The following is a 15,076-nucleotide window of genomic DNA, read 5'->3' as shown; positions in this document are numbered from 1 at the left end:
ACCTTGTTTTCGACCATTCCTTTTTACATAAGTCATATTATTTTAATATTGAGGTTACTATGGAAAATAAATTAAAAAAATCATTAAAATTTAGTGTGAGTATCGCCGTTATCACTTTTGTGTTAGCGGCTATTTTTTCAGTTATCTCTTCTTCAGTCATGAGCGGTGTGATCTGGGGAGTAGGGTTATGTATAGTATTTGTGATTGTATTTACTGGTGTAGTTTTTGATATGCTAGGAATAGCAGCGACGGCGGCATCAGAGCCTCCGTTCCATGCAATGGCTGCAGAAAAAATATCCGGAGCTAAGGAAGCAATCTTGATTGTTAGAAATGCTGACCGATTTGCAAGTTTTTGTAACGACGTAATAGGGGACATATCAGGTATAGTTAGTGGTACTGCTTCCGCTATAGTTGTCATTCAGATTGCAAATGTACTTGGACACTCAGATGGTTCAACTGTCCAAATTATACTGTCTGTGTTACTAACAAGTATTGTGGCGGCATTAACTGTTGGTGGCAAAGCAGTCGGCAAGTTTTTAGCCATTCACTCTTCAACAAAAATTATCTTTATTGCAGCTCGAGTGATCGCGTGGATTGAGTCGAATTTAAGAATAAATATTCTTTCGCCTTCAACAAAATCCACTCGAAAATCACGATAAACATAAGGGGGTCCATTTATGGATCTATATAAGATTAAAGATCCTTCGTTTTTGAAGGAGTTATCAATTGACCAATTAAAAGACTTATCAATGGATGTACGAAAATTTCTCATTGAAAATTTGTCCTCAACTGGAGGTCATTTAGGTGCAAATTTAGGCGTAGTAGAATTAACGTTGGCGTTGCACAAAGTTTATGAGAGCCCCAAAGATCGATTTCTATTTGATGTAGGTCACCAATCGTATATTCATAAAATCCTAACGGGCAGAGCTGAAAAGTTTGACACGCTTAGAACATATCAGGGGTTATGTGGTTTTCCAAAGCGTAATGAAAGTGAGCATGATGTGTGGGAAACTGGTCATAGTTCAACATCTTTATCAGCGGCAATGGGGATGGCGATTGCGCGTGATTTAAACGAGGAAACTCATTCTATTTTACCTATTATTGGCGATGGTGCTTTAACAGGAGGAATGGCTCTAGAAGCACTCAATCATATCGGGGATGAGAAAAAGAATATAACCGTTATTTTAAATGATAATGAAATGTCGATTGCCAAAAACGTTGGTGCACTTCATGGTGCTCTTGGTCGAATGAGGAGCGCCGGTAAATACAACCGAGCGAAGGATGACCTGGAGTGGCTATTGAAACGAATTCCTGCTGTAGGTGGGAAACTGGCGCAAGCAGCTGAACGCTTAAAAGATAGCATGAAGTATTTTGTGGTTCCAGGGATGTTCTTTGAAGAACTCGGTTTTACGTATTACGGCCCAGTTGATGGACATGATTATAATGACTTACTTGAAAATCTTAATTATGCAAAAAAGACAGAGGGTCCAGTGATCATCCATATGATCACACAGAAAGGTAAAGGGTATCAACCGGCAGAATCTGACCAAAAGGATAAATGGCATGGTGTTGGACCTTATAAAATTGAATCTGGTGAGAAGATTAAATCAGCAGATGCACCACCAGCATGGAGTGAAGTGATTAGTGAAACTTTGCGAGAAGAAGCTCGTAAAGACAAGAGAATTGTAGCTGTAACTCCTGCGATGGTACTTGGATCTAAGCTTGAAAAATTTCAAGCTGAGTTCCCTGATCGTCTATTTGATGTAGGCATCGCCGAACAACATGCAACGACTTTGTCAGCAGGACTGGCAACACAAGGGATGAAACCATTTTTAGCCATTTATTCAACATTTTTACAACGCGGATATGACCAAGTTATTCATGATGTTGCAAGGCAAAATTTAAATGTCATGTTTGGTATAGATCGTGCTGGATTAGTGGGGGCTGATGGAGAGACACATCAGGGCGTGTTTGATGTGGCTTTCTTACGGTCTGTGCCGAATATTGTATTAATGATGCCTAAAGATGAAAATGAAGGCCAGCATATGGTCCATACAGCTGTTCACTATAACGATGGTCCAATAGCACTTCGCTACCCACGTGGTAATGGGACCGGAGCTTCCATGGAAGAGACACTAAAACCTATTCCTATAGGCAGCTGGGAAGTACTAGAAGAAGGTAATGATGCTGTGATTTTAACATTCGGTACAACGATTTCTCTTGCTTTAAGCACAGCTGAACGCTTACGGAAAGAGGGAACATCCTTACGGGTAGTTAATGCTCGATTCATTAAACCTATGGATGAGTCTATGCTTCATACAATCATGAAGGAAAAATTACCAATTATTACGGTAGAGGAAGCTGTTCTAAAGGGTGGGTTTGGTTCAAGTGTTCTTGAATTTAAAGAAGAACATAATTATACGTCTTGGATTAAGCGCCTTGGTGTACCTGATCGTTTTATTGAACACGGTAGTGTTGATAAACTTTGGGAAGAAATTGGACTAACAGAAGAGAATTTGATTAACCAAGTAAAAGCTATGACAATAACGAAACAGCGAAGGGCTTAGTGGTATGGGTAAAAAGATAAGATTAGACATCCTGTTAGTTGAAAGAGGACTAATCGAAACTAGAGAAAAAGCGAAACGAACAATTATGGCAGGATTGGTTTTTCAAGAACAGGCACGTTTGGATAAGCCTGGCCAGAAAGTTGATGAATCAATAGAATTAACTATTAAGGGAAAGGCTATTCCTTATGTAAGCCGTGGGGGGCTTAAGCTTGAGAAAGCACTTCATGAATTTTCTCTAGATTTAAAGGAAAAAGTTATGATTGATATTGGCTCATCAACAGGTGGGTTTACTGATTGTGGTTTGCAAAACGGAGTCACTTTAAGTTATGCAGTTGATGTTGGCTATAACCAATTAGACTGGAAGCTAAGAAACCATGATCAGGTTATTGTCATGGAACGGACAAATTTTAGATATATGAAACCTGAGGATTTAAAGCATGGCCAGCCGGAATTCGCATCAATTGATGTGTCTTTTATCTCTTTGCGGATCATCTTACCTGTATTGGCTACATTATTGAAAAAAGAAAGTGATGTCGTGGCTTTAATCAAACCGCAATTTGAAGCAGGAAGAGACCAAGTAGGGAAGAAAGGTATTGTTAAGGATCCCAAAATCCACAAGCATGTCCTCGATAATATTTTAACATTTGCGAAGAGTCATGGATTTTCAATAAATGGATTAACTTATTCACCAATTACTGGCGGAGATGGAAATATAGAATTTCTAGCCCACCTCCATTATCCTGGTGAACAAGCAGGGAACGATAATACAAATGTCGAAATAAATACTATTGTTAAAGAAGCGCATGATAAGCATAAAAAATTAACATAGCGACAAACAAAGGAGCTAGTTAAAATTAGCTCCTTTCTTCAAGTGTGAGGAAGATTTGGAGGGTGAGCATGAACAAAGGACAACGACATATTAAAATTCGCGAATTAATTACCAATGATGATATTGAAACACAAGATGAATTAGTGGATCGTTTAAAAGGTATGGGATATAACGTTACCCAAGCGACCGTTTCAAGAGATATAAAAGAATTGCATCTTGTTAAAGTACCTATGATGGACGGACGATATAAGTATAGTTTACCTGCAGACCAACGTTTTAACCCTCTTGAGAAATTAAAGCGTTTAATGATGGATGCTTTTACAAGTATTGATCGAGCGGGACATTTTATTATCCTCAAAACACTTCCAGGCAATGCCAATGCAGTTGGGGCACTTATCGATAACTTGGAATGGGATGAGATTATGGGAACGATTTGTGGGGATGATACATGCCTCATTATTTGCAGAAGTCAGGAACAAACAGAATACATCAGTGACCAACTTTTAAATATGCTATAAATGAGGTGACAGCTTCATGCTAACAGAACTCTCAATAAAAGACTTTGCGATCATTGACCAAATTTCGATTACCTTCAAAGAAGGTTTAACAGTGTTAACAGGAGAGACAGGAGCTGGTAAATCGATTATTATTGATGCTATTCAGCTGTTATCGGGTTCTCGTGGCTCAGTGGAATTTGTAAGACATGGTACAAACAAAGCAGAAATTGAAGGCTTATTTACCATTGAAGCAAGTCATCCTGTTTATCGCAAGGGAGAACAGTTTGGAGTCGATATAGGCGAAGATGGTATGGTTGTTCTCCAACGGACGATTACGAATCAAGGCAAGAGTATATGTCGTGTAAATGGGAAATTGGTTACATTAGCTATTTTAAGGGAATTTGGTCGTTCATTAATTGACATCCATAGCCAACATGAAACACAATCCTTAATGGATGCAGATCGACATATAGAATTTCTTGACTTGTATGCAAGTAAAGAACTTACAGGTCCGATCGAAGAGTATACGAAATTATACCGACAATTTACCTCTTTAAAGAAACGTTATAAGGAACTTAGTGAAAATGAGCAGGAAATGGCTCAGCGTTTAGATTTGCTTGAATTTCAGCTCCGCGAATTACAAGAGGCTGAATTATCTCCTTTAGAGGACGAAGAGTTAACAGAAGAGCGAAAAAAGCTTATGAATTATGAAAAACTCTTTCAGGGCGTTCACGATGCTTATTATGCTTTATATGGTGAGCAGAAAGGGTTAGATTGGCTGAGTCATGCTATGTCTTCACTTGAGGGAGCTTCCGATTATGACGAGCAAACCTCAAAACTGTCAGAAGAAATGTCAAATTCATATTACATAATTGAGGAGCTCAGCTTTCAACTAAGCTCACAAATGGCTGAACTTGATTTTGATCCCGCTCGCCTTGATCAAATTGAATACCGGTTAAATGAACTCAATCGTTTAAAAAAGAAGTATGGGCAATCTGTTGAAAAAATGATGGAGTATGCATCGAAAATCGAAGAAGAAATTGATGAAATAAAAAATAAAGATTCGCATTTATCTCGGTTGGAAAAGCAAATCCATGAAACAGGTGAGGATACAGTTCTTGAAGCAAAACACTTACAGGATATTCGAAAACAAGCCGCAATTCAGCTCGAGAAGTCCATTTATGACGAATTAAAGGATTTGTATTTAGAGAAATCATCCTTTAAAGTTGGATTTTCTTTTAAAGAAGGAAATGCCACGGATCCTGAATTAGATGGGCAACATATTCTTTTAAACAAGAATGGAATGGACCTTGTCACGTTTTTAATTACTACAAATCCAGGTGAACCTTTAAAGGAAATAAACAAAACGGCTTCTGGTGGAGAGTTATCTCGTATTATGCTTGCTCTTAAAAGAATTTTTTCTAAGCATCAAGGAGTGACGAGTGTTATTTTTGATGAAGTAGATACCGGTGTCAGCGGGAGAGTCGCTCAGGCCATTGCTGAGAAGATTTTTGGTATCTCCGTAGGTTCACAAGTCCTTTGCATTTCCCATCTCCCGCAGGTAGCTGCTATGGCTGATACGCATATCCGTATAGAAAAAGAAGTGAAAAACGATCGTACAGCCACTTTGGTTAAGGAATTATCTTATGAAGATCAAGCAGATGAAATATCAAGAATGATCACAGGTGCTGAACTAACAGAAACAACGTTAGAGCATTCTAAAGAATTATTAGCATTAGCTGAAAAACACAAACGAAAATAGTGAATAAAAAACGCATGTTGTCTACATGCGTTTTTTTTATGGAGAATGTTTCAAGGTAAGGGAATCCATCCTTTATTTTCTGTTATTATGCTCGTTTAAAAAAGTCGATTCAAGCCCACATTATAAGTAAGCCAATTGATTGGTTCAGGAGTGAAAAGGAGTGTGAGACCTTGTATAAAAAAGAAAGAGCAAAGTATATTTGTGGCTCCCTGCTCCTGTTGATGATGCTAGTTATTCCTTTATTAAACCCACTTCAAGAGTATATATCTATTCCAACAGAACTTCGAGTTAGTACATCTCAACCTGTTAATTCAAGTGAGGGTAAAAACTCTGTACCGGCCTTTTCTATGGATAAAATGGATTCCAACTCCATTTTTCATGAATATGCAGGTATACCTGTAAAAAAGACGGATATGAAACGTATGAAGGACATTCGTCTAGTCCCAGGAGGACAATCTGTAGGTGTTGAATTACAGACGAAAGGTGTATTAGTCGTTGGTCACCACCTTGTTAGTGAAAATAAAGAAAAACAGACATCACCGGGAGAGAATGCAGACATTCAAGTAGGTGATATTCTTCTCAAAGGAAACGGGAAAGAACTCAACCATATGGAAGAATTATCAACGATAGTGAATAAGTCTGGTGAAAATAATAAAAAAGTGAATTTTGATGTTAAACGAGGAGACGAAACTTTTAAAACATCAATTAAACCTAAAATAAATGAAAAAGAAAATCAATTTCAAATTGGTTTGTATGTTCGTGATTCTGCTGCTGGTATTGGAACTATGACATTCTATGATCCAAAATCCAAAAAGTATGGTGCTTTAGGGCATGTAATCGCAGACATGGATACAAAAAAACCTATAGAGATACATGAGGGTACGATTGTTAATTCCAGGGTAACTTCTATTGAAAAAGGAAATCAAGGAGTACCAGGAGAAAAAAGAGCTGAATTTTCTCTTACAGATGACCGGATGGGAACCATTACGAAGAATAGTTCTTTTGGTGTGTTCGGTGAACTCGAAAAACCGATTAAAAATGAAAAGTATGCTGATGGCTTACCCATTGCTTATGCAGAAGAAATAAAAGAAGGCCCAGCCCAGATATTAACGGTGTTGGAAGGGGATCAATTGCAGTCTTTTGATGTTGAAATTATTCGCAATATGCCAAAAGATTCTCCTGTAACTAAAGGAATGATTGTAAAAATAACAGACCCTGAATTGTTAGATAAAACAGGAGGAATTGTACAAGGAATGAGTGGAAGTCCGATTATTCAAGGTGATAAAATCATTGGAGCTGTAACCCATGTATTTGTAAATGATCCGACTTCCGGATACGGTGTGCACATTGAATGGATGCTTGAGGAAGCAGGGGTTGAAATATATGAGAAAAAGCAAGAAAAAGCAAGTTAAAGTAAAGAGAGCTCTTTCAAGAGAGCTCTCTTTACTTTTTGTTTTGTGTATTTCGACATCTCAAAACGCATTCTTGTAGAATTTTATCGAATTATAAAGAAGATAAGAGTAAATCAAAGTATTTTTAAGATTACCTTATTTTTAATTAATTAATTTGCTATAATAAAGAGGGTTAGTCTTCCTGATGTCGAATACAGTTTGTAGGAAGATCAGGATTAATTCTGTAAGGAGGAACGGTATATGGATAAAATTCAAGTGTGTTTGGCTGATGATAACCGTGAGCTAGTTAGACTTTTGGAAGATTATTTTTCAGATACTAAGGATATTGAAGTGATGGGTACTGCATACAATGGTAAAGACTGTTTGGAAATGCTAAATGAGAAGAACCCGGATGTACTTATTCTTGATATTATTATGCCACATGTTGATGGACTTGCTGTCTTGCAAGAGCTAAATGGGAGGGAGAAATCTCCTGAAGTTATTATGTTAACAGCATTTGGACAAGAAGAAGTTACAAAGAAAGCTGTTGAATTTGGTGCTGCTTACTTTATTATGAAGCCATTTGATTTGGATCACCTAAGTGATCATATAAGACAAATCAAACACGTAGGTGATCCGATTAATCGGGCAATGGGGAGTAGTTATACGAAATCGAAAAAGCCGGACTTGGATACAAGTATTACTCATATCATTCACGAAGTTGGAGTTCCAGCCCACATTAAAGGTTACTTATACTTAAGAGAAGCGATTACAATGGTTTATACAGATATTGACTTACTAGGTTCTATTACAAAAGTCCTTTATCCGGATATTGCCGTGAAATTCAATACTACAGCTTCGCGAGTTGAACGAGCGATTCGACATGCAATTGAAGTAGCATGGAATCGCGGGAATATTGATGCGATTTCATCGTTATTTGGTTATACCATCTCCTCTACAAAAGCAAAACCGACAAACTCAGAATTTATTGCAATGGTTGCCGATCGTTTACGACTTGAACACAAAGCGTCTTAATAGACTTTTTAGATATTCATTAGCATTAATAACAATGTCATAAGCCAACAAATTAAAACCACTTATTTATTGGGCGTACTGATCAACCACCCAATAAATAAGTGGTTTTTTTATGAAGGCTATGTCACATTAAAAACTTTAGGCTAGAATTGATGAGTCAACTTTAGAAAATTATAAAATATAAAGGTAGGACACAAATTAACCATTAATTGGATATTCATTATTTATATTTCAACTTCTTGCATGTTTATGATACAATTCTTAATTATTAAATATTTTAGTTTATTATAACAGGGAGTTGTACTTATGAAAGTTGTTAAATTCGGTGGCAGTTCTGTAGCCGATGCCAATCAATTAAAAAAAGTAACAGAAATTATCAAATCAGATGCAGAAAGAAAGGTTATTGTTGTTTCAGCACCAGGAAAGCGTCACTCAAAAGACAGCAAGACAACCGACTTATTAATCGCTCTTGGAGAGTCTATTCAGGTAAATGTTCAAAATCAGGTTATTTACGACCAAGTTATTAATCGGTTTGCCTCAATCATTAAAGAATTAGAGTTAGATGAAGTCATTTTAGATCAGATCCAAAAAAGAATAGATGACTCTTGTCAGCTTATAAAAACAGATATTGATCGTGGCATGGATGCCATCAAATCTTGCGGTGAAGATGGAACAGCCTTAATCTTAAGTGCTTTGTTGCAATCGAAGGAACTAGAATCATCTTATGTAAACCCGAAAGAAGCCGGGATATTTGTTAGTGATCAGCCTGGGGGAGCCTTAGTGCTGGATGAAAGCTTCGATCATTTATATGAATTGAGAAAACGTGATGGAGTGCTTGTCATTCCTGGATTCTTTGGATTTACCTTAGAAGGAGACTTGGTTACTTTCTCACGAGGCGGCTCGGATATTACCGGTTCAATTGTAGCTGCAGGTATGAAAGTTGATTTATATGAGAACTTTACCGATGTGGATTCTGTATTTTGTGTAAATCCAATGATCGTTGATAACCCTAAAGAATTAAAAACTTTAACTTACAGGGAAATGCGCGAATTATCATATGCTGGATTCTCAGTATTCCATGATGAAGCTTTGATTCCTGCCTTTAAAGAGAGGATTCCTGTTTGTATAAAAAATACAAATAACCCAAGTGGGGATGGAACGATGATCGTAGCAGATCTACCGGAACGTGAAGGTCTTGTTGCGGGTATTGCAAGTGATTCTGGATTTTTGAATTTATATGTTAGTAAATATTTAATGAACCGTGAAATCGGTTTTGGGCGCAAATTATTACAAATTCTTGAGGAAGAGGGTATTTCTTTCGAGCACGCTCCTTCAGGTATAGATGATATGTCAGTAATTGTTAGAGATCATCATCTACCTCCTGAAAAAGAAGAGGTTGTTATTGAGCGTATTACCAAAGAGTTAGACGTTGATACGATCTCTATTGAAAGAGATATGGCAATGATCATGCTCGTCGGGGAAGGAATGAATGAAGCAATCGGAGTTGCAAATAAAGCGACGACAGCTTTTAGAGATGCAAATGTAAATATTGATATGATTAACCAAGGCTCTTCTGAAGTTTCCATGATGTTTGGTATTAAATCAAGTCAACTTAAAAAAGCGGTTCAATCGTTATATCATGAATTTTTTTAAAATGTAATATTAACCGATGAAGTTTATATTTTCTTATCAAAATATCAATGCTATCTTTGTTATCGGGGCAACTGGTTGGAGGATAAGTATGGGTATTCCAATTTTAGATTTTAATATCAGCGGAGTGCTTTAACATAGCTCAATAAAAAGCGAGGAGTCAATTAATGACTTCTCGCTTTTTTTGGGTTGTTATATGGAGCGAGTTCCCTTTTTAACTCTCCGAACGTTGTTATTTGCTTATAAATTGTTTCTTCTAATAGATGACTAAACAATTCGGCTGTCATAATCGCATCATTTAAAGCATGATGTCGTTCTCGCTTGTCGATGTTAAACCGTTTGAGCAGAGGGTCTAGCTGGTGCTTAACTTCTGGAAATAACCATTTAGCCATTTGTTGTGAGTCAATCACAGGTGGTGAGAACGTTGGCAACTTCCATCGTTTCAACATGGTCTGTAAAAAACGCATATCAAATTTGGCAGGATGTGCTACTAATACGGAGCCTTCACAAAAGTTAAGAAAATCCTGAAATCCCTCTATAAAAGGTGGTGCATCCTTTAGTTGAGAGTGGGACAGACCTGTTAACTTTAGCGTAGACTTTCCTACGGGTCGAATTGGACCAATGATTCGGTGGAATGTTTCACTATGGCAAGCTTTTAACCCTTGTATACGGGTGGCGCCAATTGAAATTATCTCATGCCCAATCTCAGGGATGAAGCCTGTTGTTTCCAGGTCAAAGATTGTATAGTCAAGTTCAAGTAGTTTTTGGTTTGATATATCATTTTCTTCACGTTCTTTTAGCATCCTCTCTAACGATTGATGGGCCTCGGTTGTTAAAAAGGGACGAATCTTAAAGTGGTAAATGGGCTTCTCAAAAAAGACATATTTTAAAATTTGCAAATCTATAGGAAGCATTACATCACCCGATTTCGATTATAACTTAGCTCCAACACTTGTTGCAGACGTTTAGCAACATTAAGTGCATCTCGTAGTGATCTACGCTCTACTTTATTAAGTTGAACTAATCGAAGCTCATTAGTTAAAGGGTCACCATTTTGTAGTTGTTGAAGGTTTTCTTTAAGACGAAATAACATGAGCTTATGAAGAGCAAGCTTAGCATTTTCTGCATCTCTTGGGTGAAAGCGTTCCTGTTCAGCAAGTGCATCCAATCGGCTGATAGTATTAATGTTTTCTATTCCGTACTTCATACTGTAAATGCGGATGGCATTAACAATTTGCATGATCGCCGATTTTTTGAGATTAAGTGTTCTTCGTTTACCTACCCCTGAAATACGACCGAAGGGTTGAACCGGAACCCGAAATCTTAATGTGTCTTTCATAAGAAGCTGGTGAAGACTAAGGGAACGCTGAACGCGCTGAGTAACGTACTTTTTTAAGTCGTAAGCTAGGGAAAAATCACCAAAAATAGGACGGAAGTCCATAAATATCGTAAAATCACGAATCTCTTCAGCATCTATATTTTCTATCCATCTGCCTATACTACTGTGCCATTCGCTGCTTTGCTGACGCCATTTGTCTTCTCTGGCCATAATGCCACCTGAGCAGTAAGGAAATCCGCATTGATCGAGCATATCGTTTATTTTACTAGCGAACAGTTGAAAATATTGATCAATTTGCTGTTTGTTTTTTGAGTTTTCGTAATCCGCTAAAACCATCCCGTTATCCTGATCTGTTGAGAAAGCTTGCTCTTTTCGTCCTTCGCTTCCCATAACAAGAAAACAATAATTAATGGGAGGTGCTCCATACCCGTTAGCTATCATGTCATCTTCGGCAATCTGTACAATTTGTTTATGGATACGGTCATTGTAGTTTGTAATTAACTCAGAAATATCATAAGCAAGCATTTGGTCTTCAATTAAACTTGTAACGAATTTTTGGAATCGCGAATTGTAGACCGGAGATAATTCTTTGATCTCCTTAACTTGAGTCGCATTAGATATTCGATAAGTAAGGTCAAAATATACTGAATTTCTAATTGTGAAAAAGGATGATTGTCTTAAAATGCCAACAATTTTATCTTTATGATGTACGGGAATAATTTCGGTAGGATGGTGCTTTAAATAGCTTAGTGCATCATAGATAAATTCTTGATCACTTATGGAGTAAGACTCCTCTGACATATGTTGATAAACAGGGTCTCTATGGTTATTTTCGAAATATGCCTTTAACAGATCACCATAACCGATCATTCCTAGAAGCGTTTGACGATCTTCACTCACAAGTAACGCTTCTATTTTTTGCTGTTCTAACATTCGAGCTGCTTTTTCTATAGAATCCTGAGGGTGGATGAAAGTTGGTTGTTCCATATAGGATCCGGCACGCTTTTTGTATAATTCACGGTCATCTTGCTCGTCCGTTGTAGAACTTTTGTATTTTACCTCATCATATAAACTCTTCATTAGATGGCTAATTCCATCCATGACAACTTTGGAGAATTTAGTATTATTAGACATAATTTTTAGAAATGCTTCTCGATCAAAGCAAAGTGTTTTTACAGGTTCTAAAGCTTGAACAGAAAACCTCATTTCTCCACTAGTTAATAAAATCATTATACCCACTAAATCTCCAGGATAATAAAAGCGGACGGATAACTGACGTCCATTTGAACGATGCATAATATTATTAGCTAGACCAGAAATGAGAAAGTGAATATTTATGGTTTCATCACTTTGATCCTCATGAATGACAAATTCGTTAGCACTATACTCTTTTATAATAGCTTTTCCGAAAATGTCCTTATATTCTTCATCAGTTAATAAATCAAAAGGATACTGAGTTCGGTAAAACTCGAATGGGCTAGTTGACATTGAGCAACACTCCTTTTTAAGGATTTTCGTTGAAAAAAGTAGAGCGAATCCACTCTACTTTCTCTGGAATCTTCCTTTTGTTAAATTTCTTTTCCGATCACGATGTAAAATAAACCCTCCTATGAAAGCAATCCCTCCGATTACGCATAGAACACCGAATAATCCTTGGATGGCAACATGTAGAAAAACAGGGTGGAAAACGTTAAATAATGCATCTCTTATCAATTTAATCCCGATAACAGCAATAACGCCAGGTGTTACAAGTAGTAGTAATGCAAACAGTCTCATGATCTGTACTCCCTTTTAATATCGCTCCTACATCAGTATATCAAAACGAGAAGAAACTGAAAATAGAGTAGAGTATTGCTAAAGTGTGCATATTAATGTACGATAAAAGTACGCAAAATATTGCAGGGTGTGATAACTATGAAACGTGTTTTGATTGTTGGGGCTGGAAAAGGCGGTACGGCATTGATGCAGCTATTGAATGAAACTGAACGACTAACAGTTGTGGCTGTAACTGACATTGATCCTGATGCGGTAGGCTTTAAGAATGCTGCTTCCTTAGGAATTCCTATAGGAAGTGATTGGCGGGCATTTATACATAATCAAATTGATATAGTCGTAGAGGCTACAGGCTCTGATGAAGTTTTTGAACAGATTCGTACAGAACGACCAGCGAACACTGTTGTAATACCCGGATCAGTTGCTTACATCACGTCTGAGCTTTTGGAAGAAAAAGAGTCATTGCTAAAAGAGTTAAAACAACAAACGAATAATCAAAATTTAATATTAGATAGTATACATGATGGCATGATCGTAATTAATAACGATGAGCATGTTTCCTTTTTGAACAAAAGTGGAGAAAAGATCTTAGCTAAGCAGCGTTCCTCAGTAATTGGGAAGCATGTACGTGAAGTGATTCCAGCTTCCGGATTACCTCAATTATTAAATACTAGAAAAAAAGAAATTAATCAAGAACTTATCATTGAGAACGGAAAGAAAGTAATTACTACAAGAATTCCGCTTATAGGAGCTGACCAAGAGACGATCGGAGCCTATGCGGTATTCAAAGATATTACTGAAGTTGTAGCTTTGGCTGAGGAAATCACCGATCTAAAAGAAGTAAAAACTATGCTTGAGGCAATCATTCAATCATCCGATGAAGCTATTTCTGTTGTTGATGAAAATGGAAACGGTTTAATGATTAACCCAGCATATACACGAATTACAGGGCTTGAACAAAGTGAGATTATAGGACAACCTGCTACTGTTGATATTTCTGAAGGCGAAAGCATGCACATGAAAGTTTTAAGTACGAGACGCCCAGTACGCGGAGTACGAATGAAGGTAGGACCTTCAAAAAAAGATGTACTTGTTAATGTGGCTCCAGTTATTGTAGACGGTAAACTCAAAGGTAGTGTCGGTGTTTTGCATGATGTAACCGAAATTCAATCCTTAACCAGCGAGTTAAAAAGGGCAAGACAAATTATTCGAAGTTTAGAAGCAAAGTATACTTTTGACGATATTACGGGTGATTCACAAGAGTTAACGATTGCATTAGAACAGGCGAAGGTTGGAGCCAAAACTCCGGCCACGGTCCTTTTAAGAGGAGAGTCTGGAACCGGGAAAGAATTATTTGCTCATGCGATCCATAATGAAAGTAATCGTAGGCATAATAAGTTTATTCGAGTAAATTGTGCAGCGATCGCTGAATCTCAACTAGAAAATGAATTGTTTGGTTATGAAGAGGGAGGTTTTTATGGGGAAAAACAAGGAGGGAAAAGAGGATTCTTTGAGGAAGCGAATCATGGAAGTATTTTTTTAGATGAAATTGGTGAACTTACTTTACCGATGCAAGCTAAACTCTTACGTGTCCTTCAAGAAAAAGAACTTGTTCGAATAGGTGGAACCAAGCCGATCCTTGTTGATATTCGAGTTATTGCGGCTACAAATGTAAATTTAGAAAAAGCGATTATGAGAAAAACATTTCGAGAAGACTTGTATTATCGTTTGAATCGCTTGCCGATCTATATTCCGCCGCTCCGAGAGAGAAAAGAGGACCTTATTCCTTTAACGGAACATCTCGTCCAGAAATTGAATGAAGATTATGGAAGAAATGTTACTACGCTTGATGATGACGCCATTCGTAAGCTAGAAAAGTATGATTGGCCTGGTAACGTGCGTGAACTTGAAAATATTATTGGACGTGCAATGATTTTTATGGATTATCATGAAGAAATCATTTTAAAAGACCATATTCCTTCATTAGTAAGAAAAGAATCTCATTCAGCTTACTTCCAAGGGGAAGAAATTTGGTTTGAAGGATCTTTGCAGGAAGCGGTTGATGAATATGAAAAAAGTTTACTAGCAGATTCGTTTCGTTCCCATAACTTTAACAAAACGAGAACAGCGAAAGCCTTGGGAATTTCCATCCGCAATCTATATTACAAATTGGAGAAATATCAACTGGATAAAGACCGGATGCAATGATTTTTATAAATGTGAAATAGATGGA

At 37.2% G+C, this 15,076-nt stretch carries 12 protein-coding genes; 9 read left to right on the top strand and 3 right to left on the bottom strand.

Annotated features, from left to right (window positions below):
- Positions 1 to 59: 59 nt before the first annotated feature.
- The 8 genes from ACFQIC_RS01675 to ACFQIC_RS01640 all read left to right on the top strand — a co-directional run bounded on the left by ACFQIC_RS01675 (position 60) and on the right by ACFQIC_RS01640 (position 9,734).
- Complete coding sequence (locus tag ACFQIC_RS01675; protein ID WP_204707557.1) at positions 60 to 659, top strand: hypothetical protein; 600 nt, start codon at positions 60 to 62, stop codon at positions 657 to 659.
- An 18-nt stretch (positions 660 to 677) separates the two neighbouring features.
- Complete coding sequence (gene dxs, locus ACFQIC_RS01670) at positions 678 to 2,567, top strand: 1-deoxy-D-xylulose-5-phosphate synthase (RefSeq protein WP_204706656.1); 1,890 nt, start codon at positions 678 to 680, stop codon at positions 2,565 to 2,567.
- A 4-nt stretch (positions 2,568 to 2,571) separates the two neighbouring features.
- The gene (locus tag ACFQIC_RS01665) at positions 2,572 to 3,396 is read left to right on the top strand and encodes a TlyA family RNA methyltransferase (RefSeq protein ID WP_204706654.1); all 825 of its coding nucleotides are present in this window, start codon (positions 2,572 to 2,574) and stop codon (positions 3,394 to 3,396) included.
- 68 nt (positions 3,397 to 3,464) lie between these two features.
- Positions 3,465 to 3,914, top strand: a complete 450-nt coding sequence (ahrC, locus tag ACFQIC_RS01660) for a transcriptional regulator AhrC/ArgR (RefSeq protein ID WP_204706652.1) — start codon at positions 3,465 to 3,467, stop codon at positions 3,912 to 3,914.
- Positions 3,915 to 3,930: 16 nt separating this feature from the next.
- On the top strand, positions 3,931 to 5,655 hold the full coding sequence (gene recN, locus ACFQIC_RS01655; protein ID WP_204706650.1) for a DNA repair protein RecN: 1,725 nt from the start codon (positions 3,931 to 3,933) through the stop codon (positions 5,653 to 5,655).
- 170 nt (positions 5,656 to 5,825) lie between these two features.
- Positions 5,826 to 7,067: a SpoIVB peptidase gene (gene spoIVB / locus ACFQIC_RS01650; protein WP_390216904.1), complete on the top strand. Its 1,242-nt coding sequence runs from the start codon at positions 5,826 to 5,828 to the stop codon at positions 7,065 to 7,067.
- Positions 7,068 to 7,307: 240 nt separating this feature from the next.
- The gene (spo0A, locus tag ACFQIC_RS01645) at positions 7,308 to 8,081 is read left to right on the top strand and encodes a sporulation transcription factor Spo0A (RefSeq protein WP_204706648.1); all 774 of its coding nucleotides are present in this window, start codon (positions 7,308 to 7,310) and stop codon (positions 8,079 to 8,081) included.
- Positions 8,082 to 8,387: 306 nt separating this feature from the next.
- On the top strand, positions 8,388 to 9,734 hold the full coding sequence (locus ACFQIC_RS01640; RefSeq protein WP_204706646.1) for an aspartate kinase: 1,347 nt from the start codon (positions 8,388 to 8,390) through the stop codon (positions 9,732 to 9,734).
- A gap of 161 nt (positions 9,735 to 9,895) precedes the next feature.
- Here ACFQIC_RS01640 and ACFQIC_RS01635 read toward each other — a convergent pair whose 3' ends face one another.
- The 3 genes from ACFQIC_RS01635 to ACFQIC_RS01625 are packed head-to-tail and all read right to left on the bottom strand — an operon-like array spanning position 9,896 to position 12,846.
- Complete coding sequence (locus ACFQIC_RS01635) at positions 9,896 to 10,645, bottom strand: 3'-5' exonuclease (protein WP_204706644.1); 750 nt, start codon at positions 10,643 to 10,645, stop codon at positions 9,896 to 9,898.
- The gene (locus ACFQIC_RS01630; protein ID WP_204706642.1) at positions 10,645 to 12,558 is read right to left on the bottom strand and encodes a DUF294 nucleotidyltransferase-like domain-containing protein; all 1,914 of its coding nucleotides are present in this window, start codon (positions 12,556 to 12,558) and stop codon (positions 10,645 to 10,647) included. Before ACFQIC_RS01630 ends, ACFQIC_RS01635 begins: the two co-directional genes overlap by 1 nt.
- A 54-nt stretch (positions 12,559 to 12,612) precedes the next feature.
- Entirely contained in the window at positions 12,613 to 12,846 is a 234-nt protein-coding gene (locus ACFQIC_RS01625; RefSeq protein WP_204706640.1) for a DUF2627 domain-containing protein, read from the bottom strand.
- Positions 12,847 to 12,984: 138 nt separating this feature from the next.
- Here ACFQIC_RS01625 and ACFQIC_RS01620 point away from each other — a divergent pair, with 138 nt between their 5' ends.
- On the top strand, positions 12,985 to 15,051 hold the full coding sequence (locus ACFQIC_RS01620) for a sigma 54-interacting transcriptional regulator (protein ID WP_204706638.1): 2,067 nt from the start codon (positions 12,985 to 12,987) through the stop codon (positions 15,049 to 15,051).
- The last annotated feature ends 25 nt before the right edge of the window (positions 15,052 to 15,076 follow it).

The sequence above is a fragment of the Halobacillus seohaensis genome (genome assembly GCF_042663045.1).
Classification (GTDB): domain Bacteria; phylum Bacillota; class Bacilli; order Bacillales; family Halobacillaceae; genus Halobacillus_A; species Halobacillus_A seohaensis.
This window is presented reverse-complemented; position numbering and strand designations above follow the sequence as displayed.